The following is a 17376-nucleotide window of genomic DNA, read 5'->3' as shown; positions in this document are numbered from 1 at the left end:
CGATAGCTGGAATGACTGCGGTAGAAGCCCTCATCGATTCATTGCCGCGGGAGATCGTCATCTCCGATCCCGACATCGTGGCGTCGTACGCGCACGATCAGTCGCGATTCACCGACAGCGCACCGCCCGCGGCGGTTCTGGTTCCCCGAACGACGGCGGAGGTGTCCGCGTGTCTGGCAGCGGCACACAGTAATTCGGTGGCCGTGATTCCGCGTGGTGCAGGAAGTGGACTGAGCGGCGCAGCCAATGCGACCGCAGGTGCCGTCGTGTTGAGTCTGCACCGTATGACCGCAATCCGCGAGATCGACACCGTCGACCGACTGGCCGTCGTCGAGCCGGGCGTCGTGACGGCGGATCTGCGTGCGCGGGCAGCCGATGCCGGACTGTTCTATCCGCCGGACCCGGGCAGCGTCGCGTTCAGCACGATCGGCGGCAACGTCGCCACCAACGCGGGCGGAATGTGCTGCGTGAAATACGGTGTGACAGGCGATTTCGTGCTCGCGCTCGAGGTCGTTCTCGCGGACGGCCGAATTCTGCGCACCGGAAGGCGCACGGTCAAGGGCGTCGCGGGGTACGACCTGACGCATCTGCTCGTCGGCTCGGAGGGCACGCTGGGCGTCATCACCGAGATCACGGTCAAGCTGCTGCCTGCGCCTCGCGAGGCCCGTACGCTCGTCGCGTCGTTCCCCACGCTCGAAAAAGCTGGTCTGGCGGTGGCCGAGATAGCGTCGTCCGGTTCGACGCCGTCGATGCTCGAAATCCTCGACCGCACAACGGTTCAGGCGGTCGACCGGATGACGAAGATGGGTATGGGCGAGGACACCGCCGCACTCCTGCTGGTGCAGAGCGACGACGTCGACGCCGAATCCGTCCTCGCTGCAATCGAATCGACGTGCGACCGGCTTGGTGCGTCCGACGTCGTCGTCAGCTCGGATCAGGCCGAGGCCGCGATGCTGCTCGAAGCGCGTCGTCTCGCGCTGCCGGCGCTGGAAAGCCTCGGTGACTGGTTGCTCGACGACGTCGCCGTCCCGTGCTCGCGCATCACCGATCTCATCGGCTACATCGAAGGACTCGCCGCAGAGTTGGGTCTGACGATCGGAGTGTTCGGTCACGCAGGCGACGGCAACCTGCATCCGACGATCATCTACGACGAGTCCGACGCCTCGAGCAAAGCCGCGGCACTGTCGGCGTTCGACGCGATCACTCGGCGCGCGCTCGATCTCGGCGGAACCATCACCGGCGAACACGGTGTCGGCAGACTGAAGTCCGGCTGGCTGGCCGTCGAGCACGACGAGACGTCGATGCAGGTGCAGCGGGCGGTCAAGGCTGCGCTCGACCCCACGGGAATCCTGAATCCGGGGTGTGCGCCTGCGGCACCCGTGCGCGCGAATGTATAGCCCGCTATACATTCGCGCGCACATGGCATATTGGACACCATGCAGCGGCGCACGGGCGAGAGTTGGTCCGCGCGACCATCCTCAGGGGTAACCCCTGGGTGTGAGAGAACAACCGGTCACTGCGTCCGACGCCGCTCCGCACGCTCCGCGTGCCAGACGGCGCCGAGTACGAAAGTTTCAGGTCGCCCGTCGCCGCTGCACCCGGGACCGCACGGATGAACCCACGCGAGTTCACCACGCCGATGGCTGCGTTTCTGGCCGAGCTCGCATCCGACGTTCCGTGGACGCGTGACCGTCTCGAGGAGGCGTTCATGCCGGTGTTGGGGGTGAAGGCGTTGCGACTCGCGGACCGGTTGATCGACCTGTACCCGTCACCGCCGTTCGACGAGGAATCCCTGTACCGGCTCATTGCTGATCTTCCCCGGTTGCCCGACAAGAAGTCGGAGGAGCCCGAACGCAGAACGTCCGGCCCGAAGCCCTGGCGCTTCGACGTTCCCCGCTACTTCTCGACGGGCGACCTCGCGGAATCGTTGAACCTGACGATCGACGAGATCGAATGGTTCGCCGACGCGCAACAACGACTGAAGACGGCGTCGTCGACGCTCCGGCACTACCGGGCCACGTCGATTTCGAAACGGTCCGGCGCTCGGGTGCTCGAAATTCCGAAGCCTCGCCTTCGTGAGATTCAGCGAAAAGTCTTGCGTCGCATACTCGATCAGGTTCCTGCGCACGGTGCGGCACACGGCTTCGTCACCGGCCGAAGCCCTCGCACGTTCGGGATCCCGCACGCCGGCCGGGACGTCGTCCTCGCCGCCGATCTGAAGGACTTCTTCCCGTCGATCGGAATCGGGAGAGTCGTCGCGATTTTCGACGCCCTCGGCTACCCGCGGACGGTCGCGTGGAATCTTGCGTACCTGTGCACGACGAGCGCTCCGGCGGGCGAACTGGCCGGCGTTCCGTACGAGACAGCGTCCTTGCTGCGAACCCGTCACCTGCCGCAGGGCGCCCCGACGTCACCCGCTCTGGCCAACCTGGCGGCCCGGATGCTCGACATCCGGCTCACCGGTCTCGCCCGTTCCATGGGCCTGCGGTACACGAGATATGCCGACGACCTGGCGTTCTCCGGAACGTGCGACGTCGACAGGGTGCTCTGGGTGGTCAGACACATCGTGCGTGACGAGGGATTCATGCTGCATCCGAACAAAACCCGCGTACGACGCTCGCACAAGCGACAGCAGTTGACGGGCCTCGTCGTGAACGAGTGGCCTGCGGTGCCGCGATCCGAGTACGACGAGCTCCGAGCGATACTGCACAACTGCGCACGGACGGGCCCGGAGGCGCAGAACCGTTCTGGGCACGGCGACTTTCGAGCCCATCTCTACGGCCGCATCGCACGCATCGGCGAGACGAGCGCTACGAGGCGTCGGAAATTGCTCGAGCTCGCAGAACGCGTGAACTGGTCCTGACCACCTGTTCGACGCGTATCGCCCGGTTCAGGAGGCGCGCGTCAGCTCGATTTCGCCGACGCACTGGCATCCGCCGGTGATCTCGGCGCAGTCGAGAACGAGGTAGTGCCGAACGTACTCGAGATCCACGCAGCCTGGGTCGGTGCATTCCGCGTCGCCGACTGCGTGAATGACGAGCGTGCCTTCGCAGACGTCTGCGATGTCGTGCATGAGGACTCCTTTCCCTGTAGCCCCATTCCTATCACCGCGGTCCGACAAGTTCGGGAGAAGAGATGCGTGTCCTGGGTGTAGCCCGAGACCGGTGCCGGTCGGGGACGGCGTCGATAGCACCGCCGCACCGAGCCCCTCAGCGCGTGCCTGCGTCGAGCAGAACCGTCGCGGCTTCCTTTGCGGCGAGCGCGGATTCGGGCGATTCGGAAATCGCCGCGGTCGTCTGCGCCCCCTCGGCCAACAGTGCAATCTGCAACCCGAGCTTTTCCGGGCACCCTGCCTCGACGGCCAATTCGGTTACGTAGGAGACGAATTCGCGCTTGTGACGATGTGCCGCGTCGGCCACCGCGGGCATGGTGGCACCCAACTCGCCGAACGAGTTGATGAACGCGCAGCCACGAAAATTGTCCTCGCGGAACCAGGTGTCGAGAAAGTCGAAGATGGACAGCAACTTCTCACGCGGATCGCTGTACTCGGCGGCCTGCGCGAGGATGCGCTCGTTCCACAGCTCGGTGCGGCCTTCGAGGACGCGCGCGACGATGTCGGATTTGGACGGGAACAACGTGTACATCCGCTTCAGAGAAATGCCCGCCGCGGCGCGCAGTTCGTCCATTCCGACGGCCTGAACACCGCGGGCGTAGAACAACTCGTCGGCCGCCGCCAGCACCGATGCTCGTGAGGCGTCCGTCTCCATCGTCACCAACTCCTTGCGCAGAGAACCAACGTTCTCTAGTGTAGTCCACGGCGAGAGAACGACCGTTCTCCTGCGGGAACCCTGACCCACGAGGAAGTGTTGCATCATGGCTTTCATCAACGTAGGTACCGAGAACAGCACCCCGATCGACGTCTACTACGAGGATCACGGCACCGGTCAGCCCGTCGTGCTGATCCACGGCTACCCGCTCGACGGCAACTCCTGGGAGCGTCAGTCGCGCGAGCTGTTGGCGGCCGGCTATCGCGTCATCACGTACGACCGTCGTGGGTTCGGCAAGTCGAGCAAGCCGACCGTCGGCTACGACTACGACACGTTCGCGGCCGACCTGAACGCAGTCCTGACCACACTGGATCTCAGCGACGTCATCCTCGTCGGGTTCTCGATGGGAACGGGTGAGCTCGCACGCTACGCGGCGAAGTACGGCACCGATCGCGTCGCGAAGTTCGCCTTCCTCGCGTCGCTCGAGCCGTACCTGGTGCAGGCCGACGACAACCCGGCAGGCGTCCCGCAATCCGTGTTCGACGGCATCGAGGCTGCCGCGCGCGAGGACCGTTTCGCGTGGTTCGACAACTTCTACAAGGACTTCTACAACCTCGACGAGAACCTCGGCAGCCGCATCAGCGAAGCGACCGTCCGCGCCAACACGGCCACGGCTGCCTCCAGCGCACCCGTCGCCGCATATGCAGTGGTCTCGTCATGGATCGAGGACTTCCGCGCCGACGTGCAGAAGGTCCGCGAATCCGGAAAGCCGACGCTCATCCTCCACGGCACCAAGGACAACATCCTGCCGATCGACTCCACCGGACGCGAGTTCACCAAGGCGTTCCCTGAAGCGAAGTACGTCGAGGTCGAGGGCGCTCCGCACGGTCTGCTGTGGACGCACGCCGCCGAGGTCAACGACGCGCTTCTGGCATTCGTGAAGTAAGAGCTGTGCAAGCATGAACGAATGACCGACGGCCCGCGACCGACCGTGGCGACCTCCGAGTCCGTACGGCTCGGAGTGTTGCTCGCGGCGGTCGGCGGGTTCGTCGACGTCTACACGTTCATGACGCGCGACGGTGTGTTCGCCAATGCACAGACCGCCAACGTCGTTCTGTTGGGGATCGATGCGGCGTCGGGTCATTGGGCCTCGGCGCGCGGTTATCTCCCGCCGCTGATCGCGTTCGTTCTCGGTGTCTTTACCGCCGAAGCCGTGACGAGGCCGGCCGTCGCGCGCATCGTGCGACGACCGGTTCGCGCGGTTCTCGTCATCGAGATCCTGGTGATCGCGGCCGTCGGTTTCGTCCCGGCGTCGGCGCCGAATGCCGTTGTCACCATTTCGATTTCGTTCGTCGCAGCCCTGCAGGTCACCACCTTTCGCGTGCTGGTGGATCAGGCGTTCAGCACGACGATGACGACGGGCAATCTACGGAGCTTCTCGCAGGCCGTGTTTCGACGCGTCGTCGCAGGTCACAAGGACGCCGGGGTGCGGGCGGCCAACTTCGGGACCGTCATCGCCGGGTTCCTCGGCGGGGCGATCGTCGGCGCACTCGCGGTGCGGCTGTTGGATGTTCGAGCCGCGTGGGTCGCCGCCGGGATGCTCGTGATTGCGTTGGCGCTGTTTCTGTTCGACGAGTGGCGCGACGTCCCGCGGGTCCGCGATCCCCGCGTATGACGCTACCGCCCAACCAAATTTACCCTCCTGTTGTGCGGTTCGCGGAGTCGAAAGCGCACAACAGGAGGGTAAATTTCGCAGGTAGCGGACGATCAGACGACGACGACCCCGTCGGAATCGCTGTAGACGATCTCGCCCGGGTTGAAGGTGATGCCGCCGATCTCGACGGGGACGTTCTTCTCGCCCGAGCCGGTCTGCGTGCTCTTGCGCGGGTTGGTGCCGAGTGCCTTGACGCCGATCTCCAGGGTGCGCAGGATCGCGGAATCGCGGATGGCGCCGTTGACGATCACGCCCGCCCACCCGTTCGCGACGCCCTTGCCTGCGATGATGTCGCCGACCAGGGCGGTGTGAATGCTCGCATCGCCGTCGATGACCAGAACGCCACCGTTGCCGGGCTCACCGAGAGTCTGCTTGACCAGCAGGTTGTCCTGGAAGCACTTGATCGTCGTGATCGGACCGGCGAACTCGGTGTGCTTGCCGAACTGGATGAATTGCGTGTCGCAGCTACGGATTTCGGGACCGATCTCGTCGGCCAGGTCTGCAGTTGCCTTGAATTCGACGGAAGTCATGCACGGGAGCCTAGTCGAGACGCCCGTGCCGCCTCTCGTACTCCTCACGCGTCCGGTCCAGTCTGGCCTGCGTGCCCGCATTGAGCAGTTCCGGGTCGAGACCGTGCACCAACAGGCGGTGACGGCGGTACACGTTCATCAGCGCGATCGCGAAGTAGACGAGCGGAATGAACAGCAACGCCATCATCGCCAACCCGATCCACAGCGGACCGGGAACGAGCAGGAACAGGCAGAGAAGCGGGATCACGGGCAACGTGAACCGGATCATGTAGCGAGCCTGCGCGCCGTTGCCGACGAGATCCTCGCGGACCCAATCCTGCATCGACGGCGGCAGGACACGGCCGAACTGATAGCCCACGTACTGCCGGAAGTTCGGTCTCACACGGTGAACTCTACGCCCGAACCTGCGCGAGGACAGCCGCGCCGATCCCCAACGCAACAACATCCTCGGCGACGGCCGCAGCCAGCGGCGGAACCGTCGTCGACGCCCATCCGCGGTAGGCGTGACCTGCATAGGAACCGGCAACCGCGGACAGGCCACCGATGACTGCCGCCGGGACCGGGTCGTTCCCCAGAGCGCGGGCGACGGCATAGGCGCCACCCGCACCCGCGAGGATTCGGCCACCGAGCGGGCCCGGATCGAGTCGCGACGGCGTCGACGGCAGCTTGTCCGCGACGAGCTCGCCTGCCGTGACGACCGCCGAACCCCCGACCGCCAACCGCTCGTACGGCGATCCGCGGAACCAGCTCAACAGACCGACGCTGATTCCGACGGAACTACGAAACCCACTCGCCTTGCCGATCGCTGCGGACAACAGGGCCGAACGCACTGTCAGGTTCATGCGACGAGTATCGCCCGCGGCCGACAGGCCTGGCACGTGTTCGGCCCGATCCGTCACTTACCAGCCGCATTGGCGACGATCGCGTCACGCAGATACTGCGCGAGACCCGGTGCGACGTCGTCGTAATGCTTGGTGAAGCGCTCGTCGGAGACGTACATCTCGCCGAGACAGACGTGCATCTCGTATCCGCAGTCGTAGTACTGCTCGATGCCGGCGCGGTGCCGCTCCGCCAACTCCGCTGCCTGCTCGGAGTCCGCCGGAACACCGGCCATCATCGCGGCCGCGAAATCGGCTTCGAGAGCATCGGTTTCGGCCTTGACCCGCGTCCAGTCCTCCTTGGTGAACGACGCAGTGCGGGCCTGCGACTGCTTCCACGCCTCCGTCTGGCCCCACCGCTCCTCGGCTTCGCCCGCGTACTCCTCACCGAGCCAGTCGTCGCCGAACACTTCGCGCTGCTCTTCGGGGGTCAACTGAATTCCCATCTTCTTCGCCTCCATCATCCTGTCCACGGCCGCAGCCATTCGATGCAAGCGATCGATCTTGGCGTCCAACAACTTTCGCTGACGCCTCAGGTGCGCCATCGTGTCGATGGACGGATCGTCGAGGAGGGCGGCGATGTCGTCCAACCCGAACCCCAGTTCGCGGTAGGTCAACACCTGGTGCAGCCGTTCGACATCCGACGCCGAATAACTGCGGTAGCCCTTCGAGGTGCGACCCGACGGCACCACAAGACCGATGTCGTCGTAGTGGTGCAACGTCCGAACGCTGATCCCGACGAGCCGGGCCACCTCGCCCACCTTCATATCGCTCACAGAAGACAAGCGTGGTACCTCCCGCAACGTCAGGGTCAAGTCCTTCTAGCGAACCACCCTGTCGCATCCGCCGGTAGTGGCACCCGCCAAGCGCTGCGACAACCAGTCGAATGCACCGGGACGGCCGCTGGTCTCCGCGCCGGCATGGTCACCGGGAATCTCCTCGAGATGTACCGACGCACCCAGCGCGCACCACTGATCCTGGACGGCTTCCGCGCCCTCCTTGGGAATCAGGAAGTCCTGCAACCCCTGGTAGATGTACATGGGGGCGTCCGGCTTGACCTGCCCCATCCGGTTCTCCTCGACGACGGCTCTGCTGACCGGATGGTCGAACACGTTCGGGACATCGGACAGATTCTGCTGATTTAGCAGGAGCAGACCGCTGTACGACAGGACGTCGACGCATTGATCCTTCTGGAGCAGCGCGACGCGTCGACCGTTGTCGTTGGTCAGGTCCCGCATCTCGGGGTACTCCCGGGCCAAGCCCGACGAGGCGGCGGCGAACAGTCCCGACCCGATTCCGCCGTTCAGCGAGCGCTGCAGAATCTTGTAGTCGGTCGGAGGGCCACCGAACGCGACGCCCGCGATCTTCAACTCCGGTGCGTACGACGGTGCGAGCTGTGCTGCCCATCCCGACGCGATCGCGCCACCGGAGTACCCGGTGATACCGATCGGAGCGTCGGCTGCGACGCCTGCGCTGTGCGAGGCGCGGAGTCCGTCGAGCACGGTGTGACCTGCGACGAGGCCTGCCGAGTACGCCTGCCGCGGGCCTTGATAATCGGTGACGACGACCGAATATCCGCGGCCCAGCAGGTCCTGAACCCGGTCGATCTCCTTGTTGGTGCCCCGCGGCAACGTGTACGACGGGGCGCACGTGTTGCCGAGCGAATCCGTCGCCTCGTTGTACGCGACGACCGGACGCGGTCCGCCGCCGGCCCACGGAGCGTCGGGGACGATGACCGTCGTCGCCGCGGCTATGGGGTTGTTCTTCGAATCGGTGGAACGGAACAGCAGTTGGGTCGACGTCATACCGGGTTGTACGGCAACGCTTCTGGTGTTCAAGACGGTTCCCGGGGCCTGTGCCTCGAAACCGGCGGGCGGAGTGAACCACGGATCGCCCAACGGTGTCGGCAGATACGCGGCCGGGTCGCGCGGGGGAGTGACGAGATCCCCGATCGGGTCGGCCTGGACCGACGGTGACGACGCGATCAGTAGAGCTGCTGCGCCGACGAGAACGAGTGCTGCACGCACTGAAATCCCCCACCCATGTTCGTTCCGAGCGCCCCGACGCCTAGGAAAGACCGTGGCCCATGGTGCCACATGGTTCGGCGTGGGCGTGGTGTTCCAGTCTCGTTGCGCTCCGCGCGGGATCCCGCCGCCGGACGACCGAAACCGGTACACGGCGCCCACCCGTTCGAGATGCACGCTGTGATCCGAGCCACCGAGGGGGTAGTTTGTCTGTAACTCGAAGAACTACTCACCAGTAGGGGTGCAAAATGCCAGCTCCGAGCGCTGCGACCTTCTCGCGGCTCGCCGAACTGTCCGCCATCACCGACGTCGACGCACGGGCGACGAAGTCCATCACGGAGGTGTTCACCGGCAAGGAGCTCGCTACCATCCCGGTCGGCACCGCCGAGGACGTGCACGCAGCGATCGCTCGCGCACGCGTCGCACAGAAGGCGTGGGCCAAGCGTCCGGTCTCCGAGCGCGCCGAGATCTTCCATCGATACCGCGACCTGGTGCTGGCCCACCGTGACGAGCTGATGGACATGGCGCAGGCCGAGACCGGCAAGTCGCGCGCCGCGGCCCAGGAAGAAGTGCTCGACATCGCGATGACGTCGCGTCACTACGCACGGACGGCCGCGAAGTTGCTCGCGCCGAAGCGCGTCACCGGCATGCTGCCCGTGCTGACCAAGACCACCGTGCACTACCAGCCGAAGGGCGTCGTCGGCGTCATCTCGCCGTGGAACTACCCGATGACCCTTGCGGTATCCGACGCGATCGCCGCGCTGTTGGCGGGCAACGCCGTCGTCCTCAAGCCGGATTCGCAGACCCCCTACTGCGCGCTGGCGTGCGTCGAGCTGCTGTACAAGGCCGGGTTGCCGCGTGACCTCTTCGCCGTCGTGCCCGGTCCGGGATCGGTCGTCGGAAACGCCATCGTCGAGAACACCGAATACGTCATGTTCACCGGATCCACCGCGACCGGCCAGCATCTCGCAGAGCAAGCGGGGCGTCGCCTCATCGGTTTCTCCGCCGAGCTCGGAGGTAAGAACGCCATGATCGTCGCCCGTGGCGCCAATCTCCGAGAGGTGTCCGACGCGGCCGTGCGTGCCTGCTTCTCCAACTCCGGCCAGCTGTGCATCTCGATCGAACGCATCTACGTCGAGCGGTCCATCGCCGACGAGTTCACCGCGAAGTTCGGGCAGCGTGTGAAAGACATGACGGTCGGGCCGGGCTATGAGTTCGGCATCGAAATGGGCAGCCTCATCTCCGAAGATCAGGTCAAGACCGTCTCGGCGCACGTCGACGACGCAAAGGTCAAGGGCGCCAAGGTCATTGCGGGCGGCAATGCGCGCCCCGACCTCGGACCGCTGTTCTTCGAGCCGACCGTGCTGACCGATGTGCCCGAGGACGCGGAGTGCGCGGCCAACGAGACGTTTGGTCCGCTGGTGTCGATCTATCCGGTGGCCGACGTCGAGGAAGCCATCGCGAAGGCCAACGACACCGACTACGGACTCAACGCCAGCGTCTGGGCGAAGACCAAAGCTCAGGGCGAGGCCATCGCTGCTCGATTGCATTCCGGCACAGTGAACGTCGACGAAGGTTACGCGCCCGCATGGGGTACGACGGCTGCTCCGATGGGCGGCATGGGGGTCTCCGGCATGGGTCGTCGACACGGAGCCGACGGTCTGCTCAAGTACACGGAATCGCAGACCATCGCGACGACGCGTCTGCTCAACCTCGGTGGGCCGCGCGGACTTTCGCCCAAGGTATGGGCGAAGATCATGCCCCCGTTCGTCAAAGCGCTCAAGTACCTGCCGGGTCGGTAGGGCGGGGTGTCGGGGCGTCCTGTCGCTGGCGCTCGGGTGACCGAATGTCACCTTCGGACACTTGGGCGCGGGCGGATACCACCGAGGGCGTCCTTCGGTCACTCTGAGTGAGCGAGGGGGTCATTCGGTCAATCGGCGGGCCGGACACTAGCGAGGGCGTCCTTCGGTCACTCTGAGTGACCGTATGTGACATTCGGTCACTTCAGAGCGGCGGCGACGGCGAAACCAACGAAGCCCGCACACCGAGGTGTGCGGGCTTCGTCGTGGGTGGAACTAGTTGACCCGGTGGCCGTTGAGTTCCGAGTGCACGAAGTGGTGCGGATCCGGAATGTGGGCGTCGCCGAGTACCCGGGCGATCTGGTCCTCGCTGAGGCCCAGGCGCCGGAGTCGTTCGCAGACCGCGTCGAAGTCGAGCATCTTCGCGTCGAGTTCCTGCTGGAGGGCGACGACCTCTGCGCGGATGGCCTCGGCTTCGTCGAGTGCCTGCAGGGTGTCCTTGGGCTCCGGCAGGAGAAGGTTCAGCAGTCGATCACGTGCGTCGGTGCTGAGTCCCTCGAACGGTGCCGATCCTGCGGGTGCTTCGTGGCGTCCTACGATGTCGCGCTCGGGTGCAAGGTACTCACGTGCCTCGCCGAACGACGGGATTTCTGCGACTTCCTCGTCGGCTGCCGGTGCCTGAGCGATGTCGATCGTCTTGCGCAGCGGGCGGTTCGGGATGAACAGAACCGCGAGCAGCGTGATGATCGCGACGAACCCGGCGATGAGGAAGATGCGTCCGGTGGCGTCACCGTAGGCGGTACGGATGACCAGCGCGACCGGGGCCGGAAGTGCACCGAGGTCGAGCGATCCACCGCCGCTGCCCGAGCTGTCGATACCGAGTTCGGCAAGGCCGCTCTGCGACAACGTTCCGACGCGGGTGGCGAGCAGCGATCCGAGGACGGAGACGCCGATCGCGCCACCGAAGGTACGGAAGAACGCGACGGTCGACGACGCGGCACCGATGTTGTGCACGCTGACCGTGTTCTGCACTGCGAGAACGAGGTTCTGCATCAGCATGCCGGTGCCGAGTCCGACGATGGTGATGAATCCGCCGACGACCCACAGGCTCGTCTCGTGGTCGATAGTGCCGAGCAGCATGAAGCCGACGATCAGCAGGACGGAACCGATGACGATGAAGGGCTTCCACTTACCGAACTTGGTGATGAGCTGTCCGGATCCGACTGTGGCGACCAGCATTCCGGCCACCATCGGCAGTGACAGCAGGCCTGCTTCGGTCGGGGAGTAGCCGCGGGCGGTCTGGAAGTACTGGCCCAGGAAGGTCGTCGCACCGAACAGGCCGACGCCGACTGCGATGGACGCGATGATGGCGAGCCCGGTGGTGCGTTCGGTGACGATCTTCAGCGGGATGATCGGCGACTTGACCTTGGCTTCGACGATGACGGTCAGGACGAGCAGCAGCACACCGACGCCGACGAGGATGGCGGATTCACGCGACATCCATGCGTAGTAGTCGGCCTTGCCTGCGAACGAGACCCAGACCAGCAGGACGGACACGCCTGCGGTGAGGAGCAGCGCACCCATCCAGTCGATGGAGACGTCGTCCTTGCGTTCGGTCTTCATGTGCAGCGTCTTCTGCAGCAGTCCGAGGGCGATGACGGCCAGCGGCACGCAGACGAAGAAGCACCAGCGCCACCCCAGCGGGCTGTCGACGATGACGCCACCGAGGATCGGGCCGCCGGACATGGACACTGCCATGACGGCACCGGTGTAGCCGGAGTATCGACCGCGGTCACGCGGGGAGACGATCGAGCCGATGATGGCGATGACGAGTGCCGTCAGACCGCCCATGCCGATGCCCTGGATGACGCGTGCCACCAGCAGGATTGCGACGTTGTGCGCGAATCCGGCCATGACCGAGCCGATGACGAAGATGACGATCGCCGTCTGGACGAGGACTTTCTTGTTGAACAGGTCGGCGAGCTTGCCCCAGATGGGGGTCGACGCCGCGTTGGCGAGCAGCGCGGTGGTGATGACCCAGGCGTATGCGGTCTGGGATCCCTGCAGGTCGCCGATGATCGTCGGCAGCGCGGTGGCGACGATCGTGGTGCTCAGCAGCGCGGTGAACAGTGCTGCCAGCAGGCCGGTGAGGGCTTCGAGGATTTCGCGGTGGGACATCGCGTCCGGTTCGGACGCCTGAAGATTGGGCGGCGCTTCGGTGGTGGTCATTCTTATCTCGCAATCAGTTTCAAGTGTGCTGCGTCGTGAGCGTTGTCGTTGAACGTGGTGTTGAGTTTGCGAATGGATTCGAGGGCATCGACTGCCTCGGTTTCGCTCCAGTCGCTCAACATCTCCCGTAATCGTCTGGCTCGTCTGTCCCAGATGGCGGACAACTTCTGCCGGCCTTCGTCGGAGACGCAGACGCGGGATGCGCGTTTGTCGTCGGGATCGGGTGTTCGGTCGATGTATCCGAGGTCGACGAGGTCTGCGATCTGCCGGCTGAGGGCGGACTGGCTGACGCAGAGCCTGTTGGCCAGGTCGGTCTGTCTGCACTCACCCTCGGTCGCCAGGATGGCCAGTACTCCGGTCAATGCCTGCGGCAGGGGTGAGCTCTCATCTCCGGTGGTCACGGCGTTCTTCAACGCTCGTCCGAAGAGGAAAACCTCCTCGACCAACGCCTCGGCTGTGGTTGTTCGTACTGCCATGAGGGCTCCAACGGTCACGATCAATTACTTGCTGTCCGCAACCATATATGTGGATAGATGAGGTAAACAACTATTTTACCTATCTCGTGGGTCACATCGACCGCACAGACCGACGCATCGATGTCACGTGGCAACGGTCAGACGGTTGCCACGGTCCATCGATGTCGAAAGGGGGCGAACCCTCAAGCAGTAGCCGGATCGAAGATGCCGCGTCGCACGGTCATGGTGACCTCGTCACCCACCGCGGGCCGACGCCCACGCACCGAGCAGCGAAAGGTGACACCGTGCGACTCGACGACGACGTCGCTGGCGTCGCGACCGAACAGCGAGGACGTGACGACCCCCGCGCAGCAGTCGTGGGGCGACCCGGCGCTCAGAGAAATGTCCGACGGCAGAACCGCCAACGTCCCGCGACCGGCAGCCCTGCCCTTGATGAGGTCGGCACCGATCTCGATCGGGTGGCCGTCGGCGTGGAAGCGACCGTCGTCGATGACGCCGTCGATCAGGTTGGCGTCGGACAGGAATTGTGCGACGAACGACGTGGCCGGCGTCTGGACCAGCTCCTCGGGCGTCCCGATCTGTACGACGCGTCCGCCGTCGAGAACGGCCACGCGGTCGGCGAGCGCCAGTGCCTCGTTGCGATCGTGCGTCACGTGCACGACCGTCAATCCCGCAGCGCGAGTGAGAGACCGGAGCTCGAGACGCAGGCGGTCACGCAGCGGTTCGTCGAGTGCGGCCAGGGCCTCGTCGAGCAGGAGTGCCCGTGGGGAGCGAACGAGCGCGCGTGCCAACGCAACTCGCTGACGCTGCCCGCCCGAGAGTGTCGCCGGATCACGCGCTTCGAGCCCCGGAAGGCCGACCAGCGACAACGCGTCGGCGACGCGTTTCCTGCGGTCGGCCCGTGAAACCCCGTCCAGTTCCAAGGGATACGACACGTTCTTGCCGACGCTGCGGTGCGGCCACAATGCATGCTGTTGAAAGACCATGCCGAGTCGGCGGTCCTCGGGTGGCACCGGTCGACCGTGTCCGGCGACGACGTCACCGCCGATGGTCACGGTGCCCGACGACGGCTCCAGAAAGCCTGCGATGGTACGCAACAGCGTCGTCTTTCCCGATCCCGACGGCCCGACCAGTGCGAGGAATTCGCCGTCGGCGATCGTCAGGTCGATGTCACGCAAACCTGCTGTGCCACCGGGATAGTCGAAACGGACGTCGTTCAGCGTGATCGAGGACATCAGGCGCGCTTCTTTCGATCGGTTGCTCCCGCGACCAGACCGAGACCTGCGAGTCCGACGAGCGCGACGAGTAGGGACAGTGCGGCGGCGGCGTTGTAGTCACCCGCCTGCTGGAGGTTGAAGATGGAGACGCCGAGGGTCTGCGTGCCGGGCGCGACGAGCAGGACGGACATCGTCAACTCTCGAACCGCGGTCAGCGCCACGAGAACGCTCCCGGTGACGGCAGCGGGAATCGCCATCTTCCACGGCACGTCGTACAAGGCGCGTACCGGTGTTGCGCCGGATGACCGCGCGGCCTCCTCGAGCGCGATCGGCGTCGACGTCAACGGTGCACGTACGGCTTGGACGACGATCGCCAGGAACGCCATGACGTAGGCGCACAGAATGACCCAGCGTGTGTCGAACAGGCCGGTGTACCGTCCGACGATCAGCCACCCGACGGCGATGACCAACCCCGGAATTGCCTGGGGAAGCATGGCGACCAGGTCGAGGCCGACATTGTCGCGTGATGCGGTACGCGTCGTCAGTACACCGAGGGCGAGGCCGACGACGCCGCAGATCACCGCGGCCGACACCGCGAGCATCACCGAATTCTGGATCCCGACAAGGGTTCCCGGCGCGGTGACGGCGGAGGTGATGTTGTCGAGGGTCAGGTTGTCCCACGTCAGCGGAATTCCGGGCGCAGGGAGAAGCGCCTGCGTCGCCAGCGCGAGAATCGGGAGCACCGTGATCGCGGCCGCGATCACCCACGCGCCCACGGCCGCGACGACTCTGCTTCGGCCCAGCGGAAGACGCTGCAGCGACGTGGTCGGGCCGTCGATGCCGTGTGCACTGCGCGCCGCCAACAGACGGTCGACGGCAACGGCGAGGACAGCGAGGAACAACAGCGCGATACCGATCGTCGACACCACTTCGAGTGGCTTGGCGACGGTGCCGGACTGGATGAAGCGGTAGACCATCGTCGACAGTGTCACGTATCGGTCGGGTAGACCGACCAGGGCGGGAATGCCGAAATCGGCGAGGTTCGACACCGCGACGAGCGTGAACGACGCGACCGCCGCCGGGCGTAGCAGCGGTAGCGTCACTCCGCGCATCGCGGCCCACGGCGTCGCTCCCGAGATGCGCGCGGCCTGTTCGAGTTCCGCGGGGATTCGCTTCACCGCAGCCGAGACGATCAGGTAGGCAACGGGATACGAGTGAATCGTCAACAGAAATATCACGCCGTCGCCGCCGTAGATGTTCCACAGCGGCGACGAGAACATCGATTCCCACCACTTGTTGACGCTGCCGCTCGGGCCGAGCAGGCCGGCCCATGCGATGGCGCCGACGAACGGCGGAATGAGCAACGGGCTCAACAGGATCAGTCGCAGAACCGATCGACCCGGCAGATCCGTCCTGTCCAGAGCGAGTGCCATGACGACGGCGAGTAGCACGGCGAGGGCGGCCGAGACGGACGACGAGACCGCGCTGTTGATCGCCGCATCCACGATTCCGGCGTCGAATAACTCCTGAATATGATTGCCGCCCAACCCGATCGAGACGACCGCCCCGATCGGGAACAGCACTACCGCCGCGACGACGAGCCACAAGGCGATCCGGAGGCCGGTGACGCCCGAGAACGTAGTCCTAACCGACAAGCTCGTTGAACCTCTTCACAGCCTCGGGCTGGAATGCGCTGATCTCGGCCAGGTCCGGGTTCAGGAGGGTCAGGTCACCCAGAGCCGGTGCGCCTTCGGGTGTTCCGACGTCGGCGCGAACCGGCAGGTACTGCTGCTCGACGGCAATCTCCTGTCCGCGCTTACCGACGAGGAAGTCGACGTACTTCTTCGCTGCCTCCGGGTTCGCCGAGTCGCTGAAAATGCCTGCAGGCTGGGAGATGTACGGAACACCGTCGCTCGGATACGAGGCCGCGATGGGCGAACCCTTGGCCGCCAACTCGCGAACCAGGTAGTCGACGACGATTCCGATGGGCTGCGTGCCTGCGGCGACGGCCTGGCCGACGGGACCGTTGCTCTCGGCCACGACCGGCTCGTTGGCGACGAGACCTTCGAGCCACGGCTGACCCAACGACTCTTCGCTCAGCCACACCGCGGTGTTGAACGCGGCTGCGCCGGACACGTCCGGGTTCGGAAGAGTGATCTGGCCCTTGTATTTCGGGTCGGCCAGTTCCTTCCACGACGTCGGAGGCGCGGTGACGGCACCGGTGTTGTAGGCGATGACCGTCGGGATGATGCGGGTTCCGACGTAGTAGCCGTCGGGGTCGACGACGTCGGGATTCAGCGCGGCGACGTCGGCGGGGGTGTACTGCATCAGCAGTTCGTCGGTCTTGTATCCCTCGAACGTCGGAGCGTCGGCGGTGAGCAGGACGTCGGCGCCGATCTTGCCGGTCTCACGCTCGGATGCGATGCGCGCGTTGAGATCTCCGGTTCCTGCACGGTAGACCTGGACGTCGATGTCGGGGTTCTCCGCCATGAACTCGGCGTTCAGTGCGTCGATCTTCGCCTGCGGTTCGGAGGTGTAGACCGTCAGCGTTCCGCTTGCGGATTCCGACGACGCCGCGTCGGAGGTGGGTTCGGCGGGCTCGGAACATGCAGCGAGGGTGGTGATCACAGCGAGAGACGCAACAACACCCACGAGGGGACGACGCAAGGAAGACAAGAAAACTCCTACGAGAACCGATGGTGAAGCATCGATCCTGTCGCGCGTAGGCAACCCCGCGGAGAA

General features: G+C 65.2%; 17 protein-coding genes. 5 read left to right on the top strand and 12 right to left on the bottom strand.

Features of this window, described 5'->3' with window-relative positions:
* Window positions 1–11: 11 nt before the first annotated feature.
* Together RhoFasB10_RS22915 and RhoFasB10_RS22910 are read left to right on the top strand one after the other, a co-directional pair.
* Window positions 12–1397, top strand: coding sequence for an FAD-linked oxidase C-terminal domain-containing protein (locus RhoFasB10_RS22915; protein ID WP_167678775.1), 1386 nt, complete (start codon window positions 12–14; stop codon window positions 1395–1397).
* A gap of 215 nt (window positions 1398–1612) precedes the next feature.
* Window positions 1613–2863, top strand: coding sequence for a reverse transcriptase family protein (locus tag RhoFasB10_RS22910; RefSeq protein ID WP_240931412.1), 1251 nt, complete (start codon window positions 1613–1615; stop codon window positions 2861–2863).
* A 27-nt stretch (window positions 2864–2890) separates the two neighbouring features.
* Here RhoFasB10_RS22910 and RhoFasB10_RS22905 read toward each other — a convergent pair whose 3' ends face one another.
* Together RhoFasB10_RS22905 and RhoFasB10_RS22900 are read right to left on the bottom strand one after the other, a co-directional pair.
* Window positions 2891–3073 carry a hypothetical protein gene (locus RhoFasB10_RS22905; protein WP_068429847.1) on the bottom strand — a complete coding sequence of 61 codons (183 nt, stop codon included), beginning with the start codon at window positions 3071–3073 and terminating at the stop codon, window positions 2891–2893.
* Window positions 3074–3209: 136 nt separating this feature from the next.
* Complete coding sequence (locus tag RhoFasB10_RS22900) at window positions 3210–3767, bottom strand: TetR/AcrR family transcriptional regulator (protein WP_174551477.1); 558 nt, start codon at window positions 3765–3767, stop codon at window positions 3210–3212.
* 106 nt (window positions 3768–3873) lie between these two features.
* Between RhoFasB10_RS22900 and RhoFasB10_RS22895 the strand changes: the two genes are divergently transcribed.
* Both RhoFasB10_RS22895 and RhoFasB10_RS22890 read left to right on the top strand, forming a co-directional pair.
* Window positions 3874–4713 carry an alpha/beta hydrolase gene (locus RhoFasB10_RS22895; protein WP_068429849.1) on the top strand — a complete coding sequence of 280 codons (840 nt, stop codon included), beginning with the start codon at window positions 3874–3876 and terminating at the stop codon, window positions 4711–4713.
* A gap of 21 nt (window positions 4714–4734) precedes the next feature.
* Window positions 4735–5442 carry a YoaK family protein gene (locus tag RhoFasB10_RS22890; RefSeq protein WP_068429853.1) on the top strand — a complete coding sequence of 236 codons (708 nt, stop codon included), beginning with the start codon at window positions 4735–4737 and terminating at the stop codon, window positions 5440–5442.
* A 92-nt stretch (window positions 5443–5534) separates the two neighbouring features.
* Here the strand turns inward: RhoFasB10_RS22890 and rraA are convergent, their stop codons facing one another.
* From rraA to RhoFasB10_RS22865, 5 genes are read right to left on the bottom strand one after another with little or no spacing between them, the layout of a single operon-like run.
* On the bottom strand, window positions 5535–6011 hold the full coding sequence (gene rraA / locus RhoFasB10_RS22885) for a ribonuclease E activity regulator RraA (RefSeq protein WP_068429855.1): 477 nt from the start codon (window positions 6009–6011) through the stop codon (window positions 5535–5537).
* A gap of 10 nt (window positions 6012–6021) precedes the next feature.
* Window positions 6022–6393 carry a DUF5313 family protein gene (locus RhoFasB10_RS22880; protein WP_068429858.1) on the bottom strand — a complete coding sequence of 124 codons (372 nt, stop codon included), beginning with the start codon at window positions 6391–6393 and terminating at the stop codon, window positions 6022–6024.
* Window positions 6394–6403: 10 nt separating this feature from the next.
* On the bottom strand, window positions 6404–6853 hold the full coding sequence (locus RhoFasB10_RS22875) for a hypothetical protein (protein WP_068430113.1): 450 nt from the start codon (window positions 6851–6853) through the stop codon (window positions 6404–6406).
* Window positions 6854–6906: 53 nt separating this feature from the next.
* A complete protein-coding gene (locus tag RhoFasB10_RS22870) occupies window positions 6907–7665 on the bottom strand; it encodes a MerR family transcriptional regulator (protein WP_254303601.1) in 759 nt (252 codons plus the stop codon).
* A 45-nt stretch (window positions 7666–7710) separates the two neighbouring features.
* Complete coding sequence (locus RhoFasB10_RS22865) at window positions 7711–8916, bottom strand: lipase family protein (protein WP_346764469.1); 1206 nt, start codon at window positions 8914–8916, stop codon at window positions 7711–7713.
* 245 nt (window positions 8917–9161) lie between these two features.
* Between RhoFasB10_RS22865 and RhoFasB10_RS22860 the strand changes: the two genes are divergently transcribed.
* Complete coding sequence (locus tag RhoFasB10_RS22860; RefSeq protein WP_167678772.1) at window positions 9162–10715, top strand: succinic semialdehyde dehydrogenase; 1554 nt, start codon at window positions 9162–9164, stop codon at window positions 10713–10715.
* Between the two features lie 273 nt (window positions 10716–10988).
* On the opposite strand, the gene RhoFasB10_RS22855 is transcribed toward RhoFasB10_RS22860, so the two are convergent.
* The 5 genes from RhoFasB10_RS22855 to RhoFasB10_RS22835 all read right to left on the bottom strand — a co-directional run bounded on the left by RhoFasB10_RS22855 (window position 10989) and on the right by RhoFasB10_RS22835 (window position 17310).
* The gene (locus tag RhoFasB10_RS22855) at window positions 10989–12941 is read right to left on the bottom strand and encodes an MDR family MFS transporter (protein ID WP_068429868.1); all 1953 of its coding nucleotides are present in this window, start codon (window positions 12939–12941) and stop codon (window positions 10989–10991) included.
* Window positions 12942–12943: 2 nt separating this feature from the next.
* Window positions 12944–13417: a MarR family transcriptional regulator gene (locus tag RhoFasB10_RS22850; protein ID WP_068429870.1), complete on the bottom strand. Its 474-nt coding sequence runs from the start codon at window positions 13415–13417 to the stop codon at window positions 12944–12946.
* A 182-nt stretch (window positions 13418–13599) separates the two neighbouring features.
* On the bottom strand, window positions 13600–14652 hold the full coding sequence (locus RhoFasB10_RS22845; RefSeq protein ID WP_167678769.1) for an ABC transporter ATP-binding protein: 1053 nt from the start codon (window positions 14650–14652) through the stop codon (window positions 13600–13602).
* Window positions 14652–16289 (bottom strand): iron ABC transporter permease, encoded by a 1638-nt coding sequence (locus RhoFasB10_RS22840; protein WP_068429875.1) that lies wholly within the window; start codon window positions 16287–16289, stop codon window positions 14652–14654. The genes RhoFasB10_RS22845 and RhoFasB10_RS22840 overlap by 1 nt, the downstream gene beginning before the upstream one ends.
* Window positions 16279–17310, bottom strand: a complete 1032-nt coding sequence (locus RhoFasB10_RS22835; protein ID WP_206031241.1) for an ABC transporter substrate-binding protein — start codon at window positions 17308–17310, stop codon at window positions 16279–16281. The genes RhoFasB10_RS22840 and RhoFasB10_RS22835 overlap by 11 nt, the downstream gene beginning before the upstream one ends.
* Window positions 17311–17376: the final 66 nt, after the last annotated feature.

The organism is Rhodococcus sp. B10 (genome assembly GCF_011770055.1).
In the GTDB taxonomy this organism is placed as follows: domain Bacteria; phylum Actinomycetota; class Actinomycetes; order Mycobacteriales; family Mycobacteriaceae; genus Rhodococcoides; species Rhodococcoides kyotonensis_B.
This window is presented reverse-complemented; position numbering and strand designations above follow the sequence as displayed.

Bases quoted from the DNA above. Each gene is read 5' to 3' on its own strand.
- RhoFasB10_RS22915 (WP_167678775.1), top strand. From the start codon at position 12: ATGACTGCGGTAGAAGCCCTCATCGATTCATTGCCGCGGGAGATCGTC.
- RhoFasB10_RS22910 (WP_240931412.1), top strand. From the start codon at position 1,613: ATGAACCCACGCGAGTTCACCACGCCGATGGCTGCGTTTCTGGCCGAG.
- RhoFasB10_RS22905 (WP_068429847.1), bottom strand. From the start codon at position 3,073: ATGCACGACATCGCAGACGTCTGCGAAGGCACGCTCGTCATTCACGCA.
- RhoFasB10_RS22900 (WP_174551477.1), bottom strand. From the start codon at position 3,767: ATGGAGACGGACGCCTCACGAGCATCGGTGCTGGCGGCGGCCGACGAG.
- RhoFasB10_RS22895 (WP_068429849.1), top strand. From the start codon at position 3,874: ATGGCTTTCATCAACGTAGGTACCGAGAACAGCACCCCGATCGACGTC.
- RhoFasB10_RS22890 (WP_068429853.1), top strand. From the start codon at position 4,735: ATGACCGACGGCCCGCGACCGACCGTGGCGACCTCCGAGTCCGTACGG.
- rraA (WP_068429855.1), bottom strand. From the start codon at position 6,011: ATGACTTCCGTCGAATTCAAGGCAACTGCAGACCTGGCCGACGAGATC.
- RhoFasB10_RS22875 (WP_068430113.1), bottom strand. From the start codon at position 6,853: ATGAACCTGACAGTGCGTTCGGCCCTGTTGTCCGCAGCGATCGGCAAG.
- RhoFasB10_RS22860 (WP_167678772.1), top strand. From the start codon at position 9,162: ATGCCAGCTCCGAGCGCTGCGACCTTCTCGCGGCTCGCCGAACTGTCC.
- RhoFasB10_RS22855 (WP_068429868.1), bottom strand. From the start codon at position 12,941: ATGACCACCACCGAAGCGCCGCCCAATCTTCAGGCGTCCGAACCGGAC.
- RhoFasB10_RS22850 (WP_068429870.1), bottom strand. From the start codon at position 13,417: ATGGCAGTACGAACAACCACAGCCGAGGCGTTGGTCGAGGAGGTTTTC.
- RhoFasB10_RS22845 (WP_167678769.1), bottom strand. From the start codon at position 14,652: ATGTCCTCGATCACGCTGAACGACGTCCGTTTCGACTATCCCGGTGGC.